23 protein-coding genes are annotated in these 19,858 nt (G+C 43.8%); 22 read left to right on the forward strand and 1 reads right to left on the reverse strand.

Features of this window, described 5'->3' with window-relative positions; all coding sequences use genetic code 11:
- Nucleotides 1–43: 43 nt before the first annotated feature.
- From DET59_RS14330 to DET59_RS22110, 14 genes are all read left to right on the forward strand, one after another.
- Complete coding sequence (locus tag DET59_RS14330; protein ID WP_113970325.1) at nt 44–1,009, forward strand: DUF2268 domain-containing putative Zn-dependent protease; 966 nt, start codon at nt 44–46, stop codon at nt 1,007–1,009.
- Nucleotides 1,010–1,038: 29 nt separating this feature from the next.
- Nucleotides 1,039–1,230: a hypothetical protein gene (locus tag DET59_RS14335; protein ID WP_113970326.1), complete on the forward strand. Its 192-nt coding sequence runs from the start codon at nt 1,039–1,041 to the stop codon at nt 1,228–1,230.
- Between the two features lie 193 nt (nt 1,231–1,423).
- Complete coding sequence (locus DET59_RS14340; protein ID WP_113970327.1) at nt 1,424–1,867, forward strand: cell wall hydrolase; 444 nt, start codon at nt 1,424–1,426, stop codon at nt 1,865–1,867.
- 122 nt (nt 1,868–1,989) lie between these two features.
- Nucleotides 1,990–2,382, forward strand: coding sequence for a nucleoside 2-deoxyribosyltransferase (locus DET59_RS14345; RefSeq protein WP_113970328.1), 393 nt, complete (start codon nt 1,990–1,992; stop codon nt 2,380–2,382).
- Entirely contained in the window at nt 2,379–2,897 is a 519-nt protein-coding gene (locus DET59_RS14350) for a hypothetical protein (protein WP_113970329.1), read from the forward strand. The genes DET59_RS14345 and DET59_RS14350 overlap by 4 nt, the downstream gene beginning before the upstream one ends.
- A gap of 339 nt (nt 2,898–3,236) precedes the next feature.
- Entirely contained in the window at nt 3,237–3,827 is a 591-nt protein-coding gene (locus tag DET59_RS14355) for a kinase (RefSeq protein WP_113970330.1), read from the forward strand.
- Between the two features lie 179 nt (nt 3,828–4,006).
- The gene (locus DET59_RS14360) at nt 4,007–4,447 is read left to right on the forward strand and encodes an NUDIX hydrolase (protein ID WP_258549682.1); all 441 of its coding nucleotides are present in this window, start codon (nt 4,007–4,009) and stop codon (nt 4,445–4,447) included.
- Between the two features lie 80 nt (nt 4,448–4,527).
- Nucleotides 4,528–4,713: a hypothetical protein gene (locus tag DET59_RS14365; RefSeq protein WP_258549683.1), complete on the forward strand. Its 186-nt coding sequence runs from the start codon at nt 4,528–4,530 to the stop codon at nt 4,711–4,713.
- A gap of 125 nt (nt 4,714–4,838) precedes the next feature.
- Complete coding sequence (locus DET59_RS14370; protein WP_113970332.1) at nt 4,839–5,102, forward strand: hypothetical protein; 264 nt, start codon at nt 4,839–4,841, stop codon at nt 5,100–5,102.
- A 292-nt stretch (nt 5,103–5,394) separates the two neighbouring features.
- Nucleotides 5,395–6,174 carry an SDR family oxidoreductase gene (locus DET59_RS14375; RefSeq protein WP_113970333.1) on the forward strand — a complete coding sequence of 260 codons (780 nt, stop codon included), beginning with the start codon at nt 5,395–5,397 and terminating at the stop codon, nt 6,172–6,174.
- 128 nt (nt 6,175–6,302) lie between these two features.
- Nucleotides 6,303–6,872 carry a TetR/AcrR family transcriptional regulator gene (locus tag DET59_RS14380; protein WP_113970334.1) on the forward strand — a complete coding sequence of 190 codons (570 nt, stop codon included), beginning with the start codon at nt 6,303–6,305 and terminating at the stop codon, nt 6,870–6,872.
- A gap of 48 nt (nt 6,873–6,920) precedes the next feature.
- Nucleotides 6,921–7,853, forward strand: coding sequence for an NAD(P)H-binding protein (locus tag DET59_RS14385; protein ID WP_113970335.1), 933 nt, complete (start codon nt 6,921–6,923; stop codon nt 7,851–7,853).
- Nucleotides 7,854–8,337: 484 nt separating this feature from the next.
- Entirely contained in the window at nt 8,338–9,537 is a 1,200-nt protein-coding gene (locus DET59_RS22105) for an ABC-F family ATP-binding cassette domain-containing protein (protein ID WP_258549684.1), read from the forward strand.
- On the forward strand, nt 9,509–10,264 hold the full coding sequence (locus DET59_RS22110; protein WP_258549685.1) for an ATP-binding cassette domain-containing protein: 756 nt from the start codon (nt 9,509–9,511) through the stop codon (nt 10,262–10,264). Before DET59_RS22105 ends, DET59_RS22110 begins: the two co-directional genes overlap by 29 nt.
- A gap of 56 nt (nt 10,265–10,320) precedes the next feature.
- On the opposite strand, the gene DET59_RS14395 is transcribed toward DET59_RS22110, so the two are convergent.
- A complete protein-coding gene (locus DET59_RS14395) occupies nt 10,321–11,160 on the reverse strand; it encodes a LysR family transcriptional regulator (RefSeq protein WP_113970336.1) in 840 nt (279 codons plus the stop codon).
- Nucleotides 11,161–11,263: 103 nt separating this feature from the next.
- Between DET59_RS14395 and DET59_RS14400 the strand changes: the two genes are divergently transcribed.
- The 8 genes from DET59_RS14400 (at nt 11,264) to DET59_RS14435 (ending at nt 19,770) form a co-directional block, all read left to right on the forward strand.
- On the forward strand, nt 11,264–12,112 hold the full coding sequence (locus tag DET59_RS14400) for a sulfite exporter TauE/SafE family protein (RefSeq protein ID WP_113970337.1): 849 nt from the start codon (nt 11,264–11,266) through the stop codon (nt 12,110–12,112).
- A gap of 571 nt (nt 12,113–12,683) precedes the next feature.
- Nucleotides 12,684–13,973, forward strand: a complete 1,290-nt coding sequence (locus DET59_RS14405) for a M20 family metallo-hydrolase (protein ID WP_113970338.1) — start codon at nt 12,684–12,686, stop codon at nt 13,971–13,973.
- A gap of 53 nt (nt 13,974–14,026) precedes the next feature.
- Complete coding sequence (locus DET59_RS14410; protein ID WP_113970339.1) at nt 14,027–15,637, forward strand: amidohydrolase; 1,611 nt, start codon at nt 14,027–14,029, stop codon at nt 15,635–15,637.
- A complete protein-coding gene (locus DET59_RS14415; RefSeq protein WP_113970340.1) occupies nt 15,634–15,855 on the forward strand; it encodes a DUF3311 domain-containing protein in 222 nt (73 codons plus the stop codon). The genes DET59_RS14410 and DET59_RS14415 overlap by 4 nt, the downstream gene beginning before the upstream one ends.
- The gene (locus tag DET59_RS14420; RefSeq protein ID WP_113970341.1) at nt 15,855–17,324 is read left to right on the forward strand and encodes a sodium:solute symporter family protein; all 1,470 of its coding nucleotides are present in this window, start codon (nt 15,855–15,857) and stop codon (nt 17,322–17,324) included. Before DET59_RS14415 ends, DET59_RS14420 begins: the two co-directional genes overlap by 1 nt.
- A gap of 147 nt (nt 17,325–17,471) precedes the next feature.
- A complete protein-coding gene (locus DET59_RS14425) occupies nt 17,472–17,918 on the forward strand; it encodes a hypothetical protein (RefSeq protein WP_113970342.1) in 447 nt (148 codons plus the stop codon).
- Nucleotides 17,919–18,214: 296 nt separating this feature from the next.
- Complete coding sequence (locus DET59_RS14430) at nt 18,215–19,048, forward strand: STAS domain-containing protein (RefSeq protein ID WP_113970343.1); 834 nt, start codon at nt 18,215–18,217, stop codon at nt 19,046–19,048.
- Between the two features lie 167 nt (nt 19,049–19,215).
- Nucleotides 19,216–19,770, forward strand: a complete 555-nt coding sequence (locus tag DET59_RS14435; protein ID WP_113970344.1) for a hypothetical protein — start codon at nt 19,216–19,218, stop codon at nt 19,768–19,770.
- The last annotated feature ends 88 nt before the right edge of the window (nt 19,771–19,858 follow it).

Below are 19,858 nucleotides of genomic sequence, written 5' to 3' on the forward strand. Positions count from 1 at the left end.
TTATAATGAATATGCGCATTTTAATCTGAAAGGAGAGAGAAGAATGAAACCATTAGGAAAGACACTACTCATATCATTGATATCGTTGTTATTCATAAGCTGTTCAAATGATCAACCGGTGCATCAGAAAAAACAGGAAGCTCCGATTACATTCACACAAGATGAACAGGAGTTCGAGATTATTTACATGTATGATGAAATGAAGGAATACATTAGCAGCGTCCGGGAGAAATCTGGAAGCAGCAATGAGACGGTGTACATTGACCAGGTTTTTGAACCATTCAAAGAGCTGTCCGATATGGAAGGTTTCAGCTTAGCTTATCCTTTTGAGCACACGAATGATTTGGACAAGTTAGAAGAAACAATCGCTGACTTGATAAGGGATAAAGATTCCACCGATCAGATCATCAAGGAAGCGTTAATCAAATCGGCAAAGCAGCTTCCGGGAGACAATAAGAAAATTTTTATCTTACCGGCAAATCCTGAAGACACGTTCACTGTGGAAGAAATGGGTGGTGTCGAAGGAATCGTCTTGGCCGAGAATGTGATTGTGTTGAAGCTTTCGGCATCATTCGATAAAGACATATTGAAGTATACGGTTGCCCACGAATATAACCATGCCATTGAGGGAGAAAGCAATGAAGGCATGATGCACAATATATTGGGTGCCGTTGTGATGGAAGGGAAAGCAGATGTGTTTGCAAGTAGCCTCTATCCACAAATCGAAGTACCCTGGAAAGAACCGATGAATGCAGAAACAAAAGAAAAAATAGTGAAGGAATTAATGGAAATCGGGGATACAGGCGATCCAAGACTTTACTTAGGTCTCAGAAGCGGAAATCCTTCAAAAGGTATTCCACAATGGGCCAACTATAAAATCGGATTTGAAATCGTTCAGAGCTATATAGAGAAACATCCAGAAGTATCGATTGGAAAATGGACAAGCATGAATGAGCATGAAATCATTGCTGGAAGTGATTATACGGAAATCACAGCGCACGATGAATAACCAGAAGATACAACAAATGGAGGATAAACATGGACAATACCGACAAAAGAAACCGTTTAGGTGAAGCTCCTTTTCAGTATCGGATCAATAAAGATCAATCTGTTTTCATCGAATATGAAGGGAAACAAGTGAAAATCTTAAAAGGGGAAATGAACGGAAGAAGAGGTAAGTGTCGAGCGCTCATTCAACAAAGGCCGAGATTGCATTGGCATCCATCATAGAGGACAGCTACATTCTATACTGGTGCATGGTGGCAAGGATCCAAGGCTTTTAATGTTTGAGTAGTGATAGTGACTTCAGCCAAGTCGAATGGGACAAAGTTTTTATCAAATTTTAAAAAACTAACCGCTCCTATTTTATAAATAATGACATCAAAGTGGGCTTTTTTCATAAAATGTTTCTGAGGTGAAAAAAATGCCAAGAGTCAAATACACAGATGCAGATGTTGCTTTGATGGCGAGGATGATGCGAGCGGAAGCCGAGGGCGAAGGAAAACAAGGGATGTTGTATGTCGGAAATGTCATCGTGAATCGTGCGAAAGCGGATTGTTTAGATTTTAAAAAGGTGAGAAGTATCCGGCAGGTCATTTTTCATGTGCAGGGAGGAAATTACTCCTTTGAAGCCGTTCAAAAAGGGAATCTCTTTTATAACAGAGCGAGGTCGGTTGAAAAAAGATTAGCCAAAAAGAATTTGGATTATTGGGCCCAGCACCCGGCGAAATATGCTCTTTGGTATTTCAACCCCTATGCCCCATGTCCCCCAACCTGGTACGATCAACCTTTTTCCGGTCAATTTAAAAATCATTGTTATTATGAGCCGGCAGCCGGAACTTGTGCAAGTGTTTATACGGGTGGGTAAGCATCCTTTTTTCCATCCTGCAAATTCTGAAGGGAGCTTCCTGGTTGAGCGGGTGTTCCCCTTTTTTAATTGAGATATTATGGTAAAATCAGGTTGTGATTTCAATTAGAAAGGAGCATCACATGAACTTTTATGTTGCCTCAAGCTTTCATAACATAAAGCAAGTACGAGATGTCAGTGAACGTTTGAAACGAAAAGGGTATATCCATACATATGACTGGACTCAGAATAGCAGGGCTTCGACCGTTGAGGAGCTGAAAAAGATTGGTGAAAAGGAAAAACAGGCCATCATCAAATCCGATGTCCTCCTCGTTTTGTTGCCCGGGGGAAAAGGGAGTCATGTTGAACTAGGGATAGCTCTTGGCCTCAATAAACGAGTCATCTTATATTCCCCTCATGACGAAGTAAGTGACTTTGCTCAAACAACGACATTCTATCATTTGCCAGAGGTTGAAGTATGTACCGGAGCCGTTCAGGAGTTAGTAGACTATGTGACTGCAGGAAACGTTCTATGAAAAGAATACTCATAGCCTTTTTACTAGTGGGTTTTCCCCTCATCGGGTGTTCCAATCAAGAAGCACACACCAACTATACTTCTCCTTCCAGACAGGAAGTGGATGACTTTATCAGCGAACATAATATCGATCCCTTAACCATCGAAGAAACAAAGGACGCGACCATCCTATTACTTCAAAATGGGATCTATTATCTTTCCAACAACGAGAATGATAAGTTGATAGAAGACTATGTCGGTTGGAGTGGGAACGACGAACAAAAAGTGAACCTCGGATTGAGCAGTACCGGAATGCCCCATGCCCATGTGATCATAAATGATGAGCGCCTCCTCGACGAAGCAAAGGAAGTCGAGGTTAAGTTTCATGACGGCACAACGGTCACTCAACCATTACAAGGTAAACGTGGATTGATCTTATTTTATGATAAAAGCAAAAGAAATCTCACCATCCACAACGAACTTCACCTATCAATCTACAATCAAGATCGCACAGTGATATATGAAGACAGCTTTTAATGATAGAGGGACGGACCTTGAACCTATATAAAGAATATTCGACAAGATGTTCATATATTAAAAAAGTGGACCATAAACATTGAAAACCGGTTCATAAATCCTGATTCCGGTTCATAAATCCTGAATCCGGATCAAATGTGGCTAAAACGGGATCATAACTGTACTCGAACGACCTCCATACTTCTTGCCGCATACTCATACATCCCTCAAAGTCCGCTATTTTAAAAAAAGAGCCATTTCATACATGAAACTTGGGGTTTTTATGAGAGAAGGAAGAAATATAAGCAATCGATGCGACCTTGCAGAGCGACTGATTCTATAAAAAATAGGGAGAACATTATGAAAACCCAATTTGATATAAAGGAACTCCTGGCTACGATTCAATCCAATGACAGAACCATCTTAGGAATAGACGGCTTAAGCCGTTCTGGAAAAACAACGTTCGTGGAACAACTGAGGGATAGCCTGAAAAAAGAAAAGATCTATCACCATATCTTTCATATCGATGACCACATCGTTGAACGCAGTCAACGGTATCATACTGGATTTGAAGAGTGGTATGAATATTTTCACCTGCAATGGGACGTTCGTTGGTTAAGAGAAAACTTTTTTAGAAAGCTGAAACAGGACAAGGAAATCACCCTTCCGTATTATGATCCAGATACGGATACCCGAGATTGTAGAACGATTACGCTTCCTGAGTCGGGTCTCATCATCGTGGAGGGTGTCTTTCTCCAAAGGAAGGAATGGGCAGACTTCTATCACCAACTCATCTTTTTGGATTGCCCCCGGGAAAAGAGGTTTATGCGGGAAGCAGAGACTGCTAAACAGAACCGGGACAAGTTTGCAAAGAGATATTGGAAGGCTGAAGATTATTATATGAATACCTTTCGTCCATGGGAAAGTGCTGATATTGTTTTGGAGACTTGATAGCGATTGGATAGCTTAACCAATAAGCATGCCTATCATGAAAAGCAGTGCCTCATACCAGGTAAAAATAAAACCGGGAACCAGTATCACGATTTTCCAGTTTTTATAAAAACAACGATTGAGTTCTTTTTTCTTTTTTGAAATAATTGGTAGTAATAAGAAAGAGGAGGAGAAGTTTCTTGATTCCAAATAATCAACCTACACAAACTATTTATTCACCACCCAAACACATCATCTCAGCAGCGACCATCGTACAGAATGAAAAAGGGGAAATCCTGTTAATCAAAGGACCCCGAAGAGGATGGGAAATGCCGGGAGGACAAGTGGAAGAAGGCGAGTCACTGAAGGAAGCGGCCATCCGGGAAACGAAGGAAGAAAGTGGGATCGATATTGAAATAGTCAAATTTTGCGGGGTGTTTCAGAATGTAAGCCGTTCGATCTGTAACACACTGTTTTTAGCCAGGCCGGTCGGAGGGAAACCGACAACTTCTTCGGAAAGTCTTGAAGTCGCGTTCTTTCCGGTTGAGGAGGCCTTGGATATGGTCAATTGGAAGAACTTCAGGGAGAGAATCGAATACTGTTTGGATGAAACGAAACACCCGTTTTATATCGATTTTTGATGCGGGGAAGCACCATCCAATTGATATCGAAATAAGAGATAAATTCAATGTGCCTTCATACTCTGTATAAGGGGTGATGAATGATGTGGTGGTTTGTGATCTTGATTACAGGCACGTTATTATTCGCGTTACTCATTGATATCAGGCGTAAGAAGAGAGGGAATGACCGGCATGTGCAGGGAATCCATCCTGATGCTAAACCGGGTGAAGATCGGAATTACACGATGGGAGGCGGTCGTGACTCCGGTGGCGGTACGGGAAATTGATTTGAAGAGCTCAGAAATTCTTTTCTGGGCTTTTTTCTTCTGGCAGTTTGCGAAGATGGATTTATGATGGTGAAAGCTTGGCGTGTAGTGTCAAATTCATTAAATGAGAGGAAGGAAGTTGCACATTGTCTTCTAATAGGAAAGATCTCGAGTTGGTAGGTTATGATGATATCACAGAACGATCAAAGGGTTGTAAGTTCTCTAACTGCGCACATGTTCACGAAGCGGACTGTGCCGTCCAGAAAGCCATTGCGGATGGCAATCTTTCTGAGGAACGATTTCATTCCTTTTATCGGGAGAAAAAGGAAGCAGAGTATGTCTCTGTGCAGAAGAATAAGACCAAGGCGGTTGATTATATGAAACAAAGGAAACTTTTTCGAAAACCATAGATTGTCTATTGAAAAAAATTCCATTATACTTCAAAGTGAGAGGTGTAGACGAAAGGGGACTTCAATCAGACATGTGGACAATCTTGTAATGATGAACGAGATTAATAGACAATGATCCTATCACTTGATGGGAGAAGTGTGTCTGTTTAACCATCATATACAAGGAGCACCTGGTGTGATTGAATACCCGACACCCGGAGTGGATACCTTTGTATCCGCTTTTTTTGTACCGGGATAGATACATCTCTTAGTGACACCATTTAGTTTCCTTTCAAAATAGGAGGAAGATGAAATGACCAATCTAAAAGGAAAAGTGGCGATCGTGACAGGAGCGAGTCGCTCAAAAGGGATAGGGGCAGCGATTTGCCGTTCGCTTGCTGATGCCGGGGCTGATATATTTCTTACCCATTGGACCTCTTTTGATGAGGCGAGTGGGAATGGAGTAGAGAATGAGTTTCCGGATGCCTTATGTGAAGAATTAAAACAAATGGGCGTACGGGCCTTTCATATGGAGGTTGACCTGAGCGAAGACGGATCGCCTCGTCGAATAATGGAGCGGGTGGAGGAAACTCTGGGAACACCAAGTATACTAGTGAACAATGCCACATTCGAATCACCGGCTAATTTCCGGACGTTGAATAAAGACATTCTGGATAAGCATTATCAAGTGAACAATAGCGGTACCCTCATGCTGACGATGGAGTTTGCGAAGAGATATGAAGTAGCGTTTCCTGAAAGAAAAGACGGGCGGATCATCAACATGGTTTCAAAGGGGCCGGATCCCAATAACCTTGCCTATATCGCATCAAAGGGAATGTTGATCGCCATCACGGAGCCATTATCCGTTGGCCTCGCACCGATCGGCATCACCGTCAATTCCATTGATCCCGGTCCGACCGACTCAGGGTGGATCAATGAGGAGTTAAGGGACCAATTACTTCCGATGTTTCCAATGGGACGTTTAGGTGAACCCGAGGATGCAGCGAAGTTAATCCGATTTTTAGCAAGCGATGACTCAGGATGGATCACCGGGCAGCTGATCAAATCAGAGGGTGGTTTTTTGGGTAAATAATTAAGAGGGACGGACCTCCAGCTAAGCGGAGGTCCGTCCCTCTTATTGGTAAAAAATCCCTTGACATCCACATCATGAACGGAGTACTATTTAATTAAACACTGGTCAATAAAAAGGATGAGTAATGTATGTCACCGAGAAAAGCAGTAGCACAGGAGTTAACGAAGGAAATGGTGATGGCGGCGGCACGGGAGCTTTTTCGGAAGAAGGGCTATCAGCAGGTGTCCATGAGGCAGATTGCGTCTGAGCTTGGGTACAGTCACGGCTCCATCTACTACCATTTCAAAAATAAAGCAGAATTGTTCTATGCCATGATCGAAACGGATTTTAAGCTGTTGGATCAGTGGCTGGATGAAGTGATGGATCAGGATGTGGATAACATAGGGAAATTGAGGGGGATTCTTCTCGCCTTCATTCAATTCGGCCTGAGTCATAAAAGCCAGTATGAAATGATGTTTCTGCTTGAGGATGAGGAAGTCAAGAGCTACGTGAACAAGGGACCCAACGAATCCTATGAAAAATTTGCTCAAGCGCTTATCCAGCTAAGCAACAAAGAGATCACGATCCAGCAGACATGGTCAATATTCCTGGCACTACACGGGTTTGTCAGTCATTACTGCCGTTGTGATGAAACTTACGCGGAAGTTGAGAACCTTGCACAATCGCACGTGAATTTTATCCTGAAATCAATAGGATAAAATTTTTTGGGAGTATTTGACCAGTGGTTAATTAAAGGGGGACTTTTAATGGAAAAGGCAATGGTGGTAGGTGCTTCTGGAGGAATGGGGTATGCTCTTGTCATGGAGTTGGTTAGCCGGGGGATAGAGGTCGTTGCATTTGCAAGAGGGAAAGAGAAGTTGGACGGTTTATTTGGCGATAAGGAACTTGTAAAGATCCATACTGGGGACGCAGAAAATAAAGACCAGCTTATTCATGCTGCGAAGGGTAGTGAAATCATATTTCATGCTTTAAACATTCCGTATGAAGAGTGGAAGCATAAATTAAGTACGATTACAGGAAACATCATCCTTGCAGCGGAACAAAACAACGCAAGGTTGGCCGTGGTAGACAATATCTATGCCTACGGAAAAAGTGGCGGTACATTTCTGACCGAAGATAGAGAAAAACATCCTCATACACGAAAAGGCAAACTGCGCTTAGAAATGGACCGCATGATCAAGCAATCTTCTGTTCCGGCACTTATCTGCCATTTTCCCGACTTTTATGGACCGAATGCTACCAACACCTATATCCACTTCACATTAGAACAGCTTTTGAAAAAGAAAAAAGCGGGATTTGTCGGTCCGAAGAATGTTGTACGTGAATTCATGTATACCAGGGATGGGGCGAAAGCGATGGTCGACTTGGCCAGTCTTGATGAAGCATACGGCCAAAATTGGAATATACCTGCCGTCGCACCGATAACCGGGAACGAAGTAGAGCAGATCCTAAAAAGGCAGCTGGGAGAAGAAAAGGGGCTGTACTCCATTTCAAAAACGATGTTTGCCGTATTCTCCCTTTTTGCAGGGAAGGGGATGCGTGAGGCGTTGGAGATGCAGTATATTAACTCGGAACCTACCATTCTCTCTGGAGAAAAGGTGGATGGATTGTTGGGCAAGCGGCAGCACACATCCTATGAACAGGGGATAGCAGAAACCGTTGCATTTTTGAGAGGGTAATGGGACCCGGGGCCACCGCTCTGCCTATTTACAAAAATATAAAAAAGTGAGATAATAAAGAAAATTTTTGGGGAGGGAAAGTAAGTTTATGGAACCAACTAATTGCTAATTAATTAATTTATTTTTAAATTAATACGGATTTTGTAATGAGCGTGAAAGTGCCTACGGAGATAGGTCTATTTGTTATGCTCTTTATGGAATCAGGGCAATTAGAAGGTAACTTACTTTACTGATATCGGGATGATTATCATTCATAAAGAATCCAGTCCTGTCTGGATCCTATTTGGCAGTGGAATGCTTTTTTAGGCATGCGCCTGCTGCTTAGGCACTTTATGAAAATAATTATACATTGATGATACTGGACCGTAAGAAGAGAGCCTCTTCTTACGGTCTTTTTTATTTCACAAATGAATAGAAGTGAAGGTCTTTCTTATCGCCATCCATAAAAGTGTAACGTCAAATATGGATGAAAGAAGGAACGCGTATGTTGGAACTAAAATTGAATGGGATAAAAAAATATATGGAAGCGACGCTGGTCGTGGAGGATGTATCACTGGAAGTGTATGAGGGGGATAAGGTTGGAATCGTCGGGACAAATGGAAGCGGGAAGAGCACCATTTTGAAGCTGATTGCAGGCATCGAGCCGATGAATTACTATCCTGGTTACCCTCAGACATCGAGTTATGGATATGACGAAGGCCACATTCATATGTCGAGGGGAGCGACCACAGCCTATCTGGAACAGTCTCCTGCTTATCCGAAAGGGTTGAAAGTCATCGATGTGCTCAATTTGGCGTTTGAGGAGGTGGACGGAATTGAGCAGGAAATGCGTGAGTTGGAAGAGCAGATGAGGGTATTGCAGGGAATGGAGCTAGAGAAAGCCCTGAATAAATACAGCGATCTGACTCAATTATTTGAAGTGAAGGGCGGATATGAAAGGGACGAGAAAGTAAGCAAGGTGTGCACAGGACTAAAGCTTTCGGAGAGTTTTTTGAAAAGGGACTTTGATTTATTGAGCGGTGGGGAGAAGACAACCGTTGTCCTTGGGAAGCTGTTGATTCATCGACCCGATATCCTTCTATTGGATGAGCCGACCAATCATCTTGATATGGAATCGATTGAATGGCTGGAGGGCTATCTGAAGAACTACAAGGGAATGGTTATCATTGTATCCCACGACCGCTATTTTCTGGATAACGTCGTGACAAAGATCATGGAAATCGAGGATAAGAGGTCGATTTCGTATAAAGGCAATTATTCTTCCTTCATTCATCAAAAAGAAGAGAATATGCGCATTCAATTCGAGCATTTCAGAGAACAACAAAAGAAGATCAATCGCATGGAAAAGACCGTGTTGAATCTGCGTGACTGGGCGATGCGGGCTGACAATACCAAGTTCTTTAAAAGAGCTGCGAGCGTTCAAAAAAAGCTGGATAAGATGGATCACATTGATAAGCCAGTTTTTGAAAGAAGGAATATGAGGCTTGATGTGAGAGCTGCAGAGAGATCTGGAAATGAAACCATCAAGGCGGCGGGGCTTTCTAAACGCTATGGGAATAAAAGGATTTTTGACAACACGGATGCCATGATTCATTTTGGTGAAAGAGTAGGCCCTGCTGGGTCCGAATGGAAGCGGGAAAACCACTTTCTTAAAAATGCTTGTAGGGGAAGAGCGGCAGGATGAAGGTGAGTTAAAATTCGGTGCGAATGTAAAGGCGGCCTATTTGCCACAAATTATTGCTTTTAATAATGAGGAAGTCACGGTTCTGGACTGCTTCCGGGAGGATATCTCCATAGTTGAAGGAAAGGCTCGGGAATACCTGGCGAAATTTATGTTTTACAAAGGCAGTGTATTCAAGAAAATAAAGCATCTCTCAGGTGGGGAAAGAATCAGGTTAAAGCTTGCCATGCTGTTATTTCAGGATATCAATTTACTGATACTCGATGAGCCGACGAATCATCTGGATATTGATTCAATCGAAACCCTTGAGGAAGCCCTCGAAGACTTCGATGGTACGATTTTCTTCATTTCCCACGATCGCTATTTTATCAACCGGATGGCAGAGAGGATCATTGCTGTAGAGGACTATTCCCTGAGAAGCTATCATGGGAATTACGATGAGTATAAGCGTGAAAAAGAGAAGAAGCAGAGCCTGAAGGAGAGGGAGGAGTCTATTGATGTAAGGGTTGAGAAACCAGTACAAAAACCTGGAAGTATAAAGGAGGAAGTAATACAGGCCAAAGTTTTAAAAAGAATTGAAAGACTGGAAAACATGATAAGAGAAATTGATCTAGCCATGGAGACAGGTCATATTGAATATGATGAGCTGAATCCACTGTATGACAGAAAGCTGGATGCCGTTAAAGAATTGGATGCTGAGATGGAACTGTGGCTTCGATCTAGTGAGTGATATTTATGAGGGACGGACCTTTGCTTCGTGTGGAAGCGGAGGTCCGTCCCTCTCTATTATGAAGGAGTCGCGATCAACTGGACCAACTCTCTCACAATTGATCCCGCCTCTCCATTTTCAGGGTACACCGAATAAAATGGCCGGTTGATGACATAAGGGTCAATGGGGACGAGCATTCCTTGAAGCACTTCTTCTTTGACCAAGGAACTTGATAGAAATGCGATGCCGAGCCCCCTTACTGCGAGTTGTTTGATTAAGTAATGACTGCTGGCTTCAAGGATTTCTTTCGGCACGATTCGTTCGGATCTCAGAAAATCATCGGCATATTCTCTCGTCCCTGATCCGATTTCCCTGAGGATGAGGGGAGAAGAGTGAAGGTTCATGCGGCTGCTGGCGAAGAAACGCAGTTCGTCATGGCTGATCACTTCCAGTTGAAAGGGCTCCAGTCCCCTTGTTCCTTCCACAAGGGCAAGGTCGAGATCTTTGTGATTCAGTGCCTCTACAATGGTTTCATGATTGTGGGTCATCAGCTGAAGGCGGACGTGTGGATAGAGGAACTTTATTTTTTTGACAAAGTCGGGAAGAAGTACGTCACTGACGGTGTGAGTGGCCCCGATCCTTAAGAGGATTTCCTCAGTCTTCTGTGTGACCTGTTCCATCGTCCTCCACAGTTCCAACATCTTCTTTCCTTGTTCAAACACTTGAATCCCCGCAGGTGTTAATTGAAAAGCCTGATTGGCAGAAGAACGGTAGATGAGTTCTATTCCTAAGGATTGTTCCAATTTCTTTATGTGGACACTGACGGTCGGTTGAGACAGATTCAGGAATTCACTTGTTTTCGTAAAATGCTGAAGCTGGGCGAGAGTGACAAAAGTACGAATCCAGTCCAGTTGCATAGAGACCCTCCATTACAAATAGTAATCGCCTACATTATCTTTATTCATTTCTATTATAGCTTAAGGAAAGGTATAATGTTAGACGAAGGAAGTGACCAACAAGATGGAATGGTTTTTATTTATCATAGGCGGAGCAGTCATCGGCATCATTTCCGGTTTTTTTGGCATTGGTGGCGGAATTGTTCTCACACCAACCTTACTTGTACTTGGCTATGAACCGAGTCAGGCAATCGTTCTTTCCTTAATGCTGACATTGGGGTCGACTGTGACGGGGACAGTGTCACACATTCGGTTGAAAAATGTAAATGGGAAGTTAGCGGTTGTCCTTGGGGTATTCGGAGTGATCGGGTCAGTCATCACCGTGCCATTTGTGAAGTGGCTCGATTCAATCAATGGAGCTTCTACGGTGATCTCCATTGTCTATATTGGAATATTAAGCTGGTTTTCTTATCAGTTTTTAAGCAAACGACAAAAGGAAGCAAAAGCAAAGGGAGTATCTGTTGCTCCCTTGATCGGTCTTTTCACCGGTGTCATCTCGTCTCTTATGGGAGTAAGCGGTGGATTTGTCATGACCCCGCTCCTCTCTAAATGGCTGAAGGTGGATCTCACGAAAGCAATCGGAACCAGCATATCGGCAGCCTCCATCATCGTGCTGTCGGGAATCTGCTCGTACCTATATGTAGGAGAAGCACTCGATTACCGTCATGGAATCATGCTGATTATCGGTGCCTTGATCGGAACGCCGATTGGCTCCATCCAGCTGAAACGTTTTTCAGGGGTTCATGTGAAAAAGATGCTGGCTGTTTTGTACATGGTGGTAGCAGTCAGCGTCATTTTCAAAATGTTATCCATTTCTTCTGTCTCACTGGGACTGATCTTGGCGTCGGTGCTCATATTCTTAGGAATGCTGATTTATTCAAAGCAGCGAGCTAAGAGAGCGGTGAATCAGTGATCTGGATGAAAGCTTAAAGTCGGTTGAGCAAGTGGTTGAAGCATGTTCGTAGGTATGACGATGAGATGCATATCGAAGTAGAGAGATCATTCGCATAGCGAGTGGCCTCTCTCTTTTTTTTGGTGAGGTTAATGATGTATTGTGATTTGCAATTTATGTAAATCGGCCGGATTTTTTTCGGAAGCGGCTGGATTTATCATGATTTCGGCTGGATTTTCGTGAAAAACGGCCGGATTATCTTCTTCATGGCAAGTATTTGACAGCGGGATAGGGAACCTGTTGTCAAAAAAGTATCAGTGTCGGCGAAAACCCCTATGTATATCGCTTCATTTTCAAAAGTCTGGCAGGATTTAGTGAAAATGTTCTAGAAACTAGTCTAGGAAGTCGAAAGGGGGTTGATGTCCGGTATTCAATAAATAGAAGTGTCTGTTAATTTTTCTGAAATTTCATTCTATTTGTCATTCTGTACGAATCACAAGATCTTTTATAGACAAAGTGTCTAATGATAAACAAGCTTTTTCAAAATAAACTTAAGTTAAGTCAATAAAATATGTAAGCGAAGGATGATTCTATGTCAATCAATCGAGAAAGATTAAAGCGTCATCTAGAAGAGTTAGCTGAAATCGGGAAGATCGGGGAGACAGGCGTTTGCCGCTTGGCCCATTCCAAGGAGGATCGCCAGGCAGTGGAAGTGGTGAAAGGCTGGATGGAAGAGGCGGGTTTGAAGGCAAAGGTTGACGGCTTTGGAAACTTGATTGGGAGGATTGAAGGGGCCGACAAGGAAAAATCGATTCTAATGCTCGGCTCACACATAGACTCTCAGCCATATGGGGGGAGATTTGACGGGACAGCCGGGGCATTGGGAGCAATCGAGGTGGTTCATAGTATGAAGGACAATGGAATCGTCCCGGACCGGACCATTGAGGTGATTTGTTTTTCCGATGAAGAGGGGTGCCGGTTTAACAAAGGTGTGTTTGGAGTCCGGGCTATAGCCGGGATGCTTGAGGAAGGCGAGCTGGACCGTAAAGACAAGCAGGGCGTGACGAGAAGAGAGGCGTTGAAGGAATTCGGGGTCGAGACGGATGTAACCGCAAGTCCTGTATACCAAAAAGGTGATATCGCAGCGTTTCTGGAGTTACATATTGAACAGGGGCCGGTCCTTGAGGAGAAGGGAAAACCAGTCGGAATTGTATCAGGCATCTCCGGGCCAATCTGGCTGACCGTCACTCTCGAAGGATTCGCAGGTCATGCGGGATCGGTGCCGATGACGATGAGGCAGGATGCCCTTGTGGGTGCTTCGGAGATCATTCGGAAATTCGATGATCTGGTTAAAAGAGAAGGAACCGAAACCACAGTAGGAACGGTAGGCAGTATGCAGGTATTCCCGAACTCAAGAAACATCATTGCTGAAAAGGTGGAGTTCACCGTAGACCTTCGTGATATAGACGTGGAAGCGCGCACGAAACTTGAGGGAAAACTCTATCAAATCATCGAAGAGACGGCAATCGGTTACAACCTTAAATACGAGATTAAAGAAGATACCCGGAGCGAGCCGAGATATTGTGCAGACTGGATCAAAGGCATTATGAAAGAGGAAGATGAAAAGCTTGGACTGGATTCACCGACCTTAATGAGCGGTCCTTTCCATGATGCCTTGTTCATGTCCTATATCAGCGATTACGGAATGATCTTCGTCCGCTGTGAAAAAGGTATCAGCCACAACCCACTGGAGTTTGCCAAGATGGATGATATCGAAAAAGGGGTGGAGCTCCTTTATTCGACGGCAGTGCGGATTTGTCAGGGACATGGGGACAGGCACCTTGTCCCAAAAGACGGCTCAGCTGCTGGTCATGAAAAGTAAGAGAAGGCTGGGGCGAGGGACATGTCCCTGCGTCCCATTTGGGAGGTGATCGTTTGAGAGCGACATTGATCTTCATAAATGGAGAAGTGGTTACTGTGAATTCTGAATTTTCCGTTAAAGAGGCGGTTGCCATTCAGGATAATAAAATAATCGCGGTCGGCACGAATGAAGAAATTCTACCATATGCAGGTGAAGGAACGAAGATTGTGAATTTGGAGGGAAGAAGTCTCCTTCCCGGTTTCATTGATGCCCATGCCCACCTCGAACTTTATGGAACCAATAAGCTCGGGGTGAATGGCAAGGAGGCAGGTAGTATAAAAGAGCTCCTCGGGAAGCTGAAGGAGAAAGAACGATTGACTCCCAAGGGGGAATGGGTACGGGGCTGGGGTTATAACCAAAACACCCTTAAAGACGGAAGGCATATAACAAGGTGGGACCTTGATGAGGTTTCCATCGAACACCCGATTATTGTGGTTCGGACATGCGGGCACATATCGTGCGTGAATACGAAAGCGCTGGAGCTTGCGGGTATTCATCCTGAAACAGAAGACCCGAATGGAGGGAAATACGTCCGGGAAAATGGCGAATTAACCGGACTGCTGTTAGAAGCAGCACATATGAACATGTTCCTTTTAGCCAATTACTCTGAGGAGGAAGTGGAGCAGGGATTGGCCCTTGCTTCCCAGGATTATTTGGAAAAAGGAATTACGAGTGTCCATGATGCCGGGGGATATGGACCTGATCATATTCGGTTCCTTCAAAAAGCAGTTGGCGCAAAAAAAGTAAAGCAGAGGGTCTACGCACTTTACGGTTCGCTGCATGATTCTGTAGAAATGGTGGAGAAAGGTCTGGAAAGCGGAATCGGGACTGGCCTTGGGGATGAGTGGATGAAAATCGGGCCAGCCAAAGTGTTTATCGATGGAAGCAGCAGTGGTCCGACAGCCAAGACGAGGGAGGCCTACACGAGCAATCCGAATGACTCAGGCATTCTATATTTGAACCAGGAAGAAATAAATGAGTGCCTCGGAAAAGCGCATGAATCGGGGTGGCAAATCACCGCACATGCCATCGGGGACAAAGCGGTTGAAATGATGATAGGAGCGATTCGCCATGCTCTTGAACGACATCCCCGTGAAAATCATCGTCACCGCATTGAACATTCCGGCATGACCCCGTCGGACCTCATTCGCCAGATAAAAGAGCTGGAGATTGTCCCGATACCCAATCCAGCCTTTATTTATGAATTCGGCGACGGCTACGTGAAAGACTATGGAGAACGGGTCGACGTCATGTTCCCCGTAAAGAGCTTTTCAGAAGCACAGATTCCTTTTGCCATCGGATCTGACAGCCCAATCACCATCGTGGATCCACTCCACGGGATATACTCGGCTGTTACTCGTATGAGTAAATCCGGTGAGGTGATAGGGGCCAGACAACGTATCACCATAGAGGAAGCGATTAAGGCCTATACATGGAACGGTGCATATGCCAGCTTTGAAGAAGCGATAAAAGGTAGCATTGAAGCCGGGAAGCTTGCCGATCTGGTTGTGTTGAATGAGTCGATTTTACACTGTGAACCTGAAAGATTACGAGAGTTAAAAGTAGAGTTAACGATCCTTGATGGGAAAGTGGAATATGCAGCAAAAAAGGAGGGTGTCTTATGAGTAAAAGCGCGTTTACGAAAATTTATTGTTTGTCTCTGATTTTACCGTTTCTTCTATTGATTTTCCCCTTGTTTTCAATCGGAAACAGGGCGACTCCTATCGTCATGGGGATGCCGTTTTCGGTGTTCTGGGTGATCTTATGGATCATCATAACCTTTTTAATCGTTCTTGTACTCTATCGAATCGATCCTGACAAAGATGAAGAGGAGGTCAAGTAATGGCAGATTGGCAGATTGCAATGATCATGATGATCGGCTATCTTGTGATTGCATTAGTAGTTGGTGTGATGGCAGGAAGAGGTCACGATAAGAATTCTTTAGATGAGTTTACCGTAGCAGGCGGAGGCCTAGGCTTGGTTGTGATGTGGTTCCTGATGGGTGGCGCTGTGTTTAGTGCCTTTTCATTTCTTGGCGCTCCCGGTTGGGCATATTCCAAAGGAGCACCTGCACTTTATATATTAACTTATACCGCTTTTGCGATTCTCCCGTGGTACATCATTGGTCCGAAAATCGGGAAAATCGGCCGTAAATTCAATATTTACACGGTTTCCGGCTTTATGAAAAAACGTTACGGAGGTAAGACGCTGCCGATCTTAATCGGAATCATTGCGTTACTCGCTTCCATTCAATACCTTGCCACACAGATGAAAGGGATGGCCTACATCTTCAATATCATGACAGAAGGACGAATTCCTCTTTGGCTAGGAGCCCTGCTCGCCTATGGAATCGTGGTCGTCTATGTTGCAACTGGCGGATTGCGGGCAGCGGCATGGTCTGATGTGTTCCAGGGGATCTTAATGATCGTCATCTCGTGGGTAGTCGGCCTTGCGATTGTGAATAAGCTTCACGACAGCGTGGGTGGGATGTTTACAAACCTCGTTCAGGACAACCCTGCCTTTTTTGAAATTGGGAATGCTGGGTCTACCATGTCAGGGACAGCTTATACCACCACGATTCTCGTATCTCTCATAGGGTTCTTAATGTGGCCACACTTATTTTCAAAGTCATATGCCTCCAATGCACGTACGATTAAGAAAACCGTATTGGTGTATCCTATCTTTGCCCTGTTCCTTATTCCGCTATTATTTGTTGGCTTTTCAGCAGTGAATATAGTCAATCCAGTTGACATTGGAGCACCGGATGAAATTCTTCCTTACCTGATCACCACTGTCCTTAGCCTTCCCGGTTGGGTTTACGGGCTAGTAGGTGCAGGAGCGTTAGCGGCAGCCATGTCTACGGCAGATGCCATCACCCACAGTGCCTCACTGGAATTTACGGACGGGGTCATCAAGAATGTAAAACCGGACCTTTCTGATAAAACTACATTGCTTCTGATGAGAATCGGTGTGTTTGTGGTCGGGGGGCTTGCTTACTTTATCACCGTATTCGGTGGTCAGGGGCTCATCGCCCTATTGCTAGGAGCCTATGGTTCAATCGTTCAATTCGCCCCCGGCGTATACGGAGCCCTCTATTCGAAAAGAGTGACCGGACCGGCTGTTATCACAGGACTCATTGTCGGTACATTCGTGAACTACTATTACCAGCTAGTCGCAGAGACCACACCTTTCGAAATCCATGCAGGTATTCTTGGATTGATTTGCAACATCGTCATCGTCATCGTGGTCAGTGCTTTCACCCAGCAAAAGAGTATCAGGATTGCTGAGGAGTATCGCAATATCGGGTCCTAATGGGAGATGCACCTTGTCCCATTAGGAAGCAAAAACAGGGACGGACCTCAACCAGGTCCGTCCCTGTTTTACTGCCTATACATAAAATTCTCCAGGTTTCACAAAATAAGCAGGTAGATTTTTGACCGATAAAGGGGTTGTTTCATCTTGATGTTAGTGTGGGGTCTCATTCTTCTTTTAGTAGTGGCTCTTTTTATGATGCCAAAGGGGTTAACCGTCAGGGAAAATCTCATCGTGTTTCCATTCGTCGGGTATTTTGCTGCGGTTGCACATGTTTTGGTAGGGTTATTGTTGGATTATGTAGATTTTGGATCAACCAAAAGTGTGGAATTTTCCGATTTTGCACTGGTGGCATTTGCTCCATCGCTCATTGCCCTTTTATTCTTAAATTTCATGAAACAAGAAAAGCTTTTACTTTATGTAATAATCTGGACTATTTTCTCGTTCTTGATAGAATTATTACTTAGTTTTAACGGTTATATGAAGCATTTAGAATGGAAAATTTGGTATTCCATCCCTGTTTATTTGCTGGCATTCTTCTTGCTGCATTGGTTTTTTCAACGTATAGTCCGAAATGGATCTCAGGGTTCGTAGGTTAGCTGTGTATTGACATCATACTAAAAGAGAGGGAGGTTCTCTTATCCAGAGAACCTTCCTCTCTTTTTTGGGGATGAAATCCAGTAAATGAAAGAAATTCTGTACACCATTTGTTCAACTTTTTCTTTCCATTTGTGCATGGACGTAGTACATTACTTTTATAAGCATATGAATGAGTCACTTCGGGTATAGACCAATGAGTTAGAGGGGCAGAGTTGCTATCCTCCTGCCAGTCAGGGTCATTGGGTTATGAACTGATCACATTATCTCGTCTTATAGAAAGAAGGTCGAATATGCAGGTATCGGAAAAGTTCTATGAATTTATGAGCGAGCGTACATGGCAGCTGACGGAGAAGTGGTATGAGTCGCTGGATAAAAGTGATTCATCAGGCGTGTATTCTTCAACGGATCCTAAGGTGATTCAAACGTTGAAGCGTCAAAATCACGAATTTCACGAACGCTTTTGTGTCCTATTTAAGGATATAGGACAGGATGCACTATGTCATTTCGCCCAGTGGATCGAGGAAATTGCCAAGGATGAAGAACATTTACAAACCCCTACTCACTATATACTGAGGGAGTTCTTCAGAACACAGGATCAGTACCTGGAGATTTTACAGGAGTTTAACCGCCAGCATGGCAGTGAGTTTCCGCCAGAGAGAATCGAATCATTCAGGGAGTTGATCATTAAAACCTTTGGTCTTGTCATTTCCAAGTTTGCCGAAGAGAATTACGAATATGCCCAAAGACGCCTGAAGGCACAGCAGGAAATGATCAGGGAATTGAGTTCACCGGTTATATTAATCGATAAGTATACCGGGGTGCTGCCTCTTATCGGTGATATCGATACAGGCAGGGCGAGATATATCCTCGAGAATACACTGGCCGAATGTGTGGATAAAAATGTTGAGCACTTATTCATTGATTTATCCGGTGTCATCATGGTGGATACGATGGTCGCCCAACAATTATTCCAGATCATCGAAAGCCTGAATTTGATTGGTGTGAAAAGTTCGATTTCAGGCATTCGTCCGGAAATTGCCCAAACAGCCATTCAACTTGGTATATCATTTGAAAATATTTCTGTCACTTCGACTCTTGAACGAGCATTGAGTCAGCAACGGTAGAAAGAAGTCATTCAACGAGCGTTTACTCTGTAAGCGCTCGTTTCTTTTTATTTTATTTTTGTGAAAACTAATTGTTTAACAACAATCTATATAGGGAATAACCCCCATTATAGAGTGAATTTGGTATGGTATGCCCTTGGGAAATTCACGATAGAAGGAGGGGCAACATGCAATTAGTCAAAATGATCCGATTCGACCGAAATGGATTTACCTGCGGTCCACCTCAATCCGAATCTATCTATAAAAGGAGAGAGCCGGTTTTTATCAATCGGGAGATCGACAATCTGTTTCATACAGGTCAATCGATTTATACGTCCGAAATGATCCTGCCGCGATCCACTGATCGGCAATGGTCAGGATGTTTTTGTCATTTAGAGGAGTTCACTCAGGTGGCTACTGAAACCCGTCATATAGGCTTCCTGCCCAGAGAAAATGTGATATGGGTGAGGAATAAGAGCCATCTCGGCAGCGGGATTCCCTACATTCATCACTTCGTTCATCCATTGGTGGACCAAGGGACAGATGATGATAATATGATCAAGGATACATGGGTGAAAATGAGCGTAGAGGATGCATTGGAACGAACGCGCCTTTGGAAAAAAGAGCATGGTTCGCTCCCTGGGTGGATCACGGAGTGCTACCTGATGGAGGGGCAAGTGAAACGTCTGGTCTATCCTTCTACTAATGAAAAGATTATGGAATTTTGGTTGAGTAAAAATTAAACATACTGAGAGTTATGAATATCCCTTCTTTTTGTTATAATACATAGTATCCTACAATCTAATGAAGGTTGAAGTGTAACATTTTTCG

Origin of the sequence: Rossellomorea aquimaris (assembly GCF_003315075.1) — a bacterium.
GTDB classification, from domain to species: Bacteria; Bacillota; Bacilli; order Bacillales; family Bacillaceae_B; genus Rossellomorea; species Rossellomorea aquimaris_C.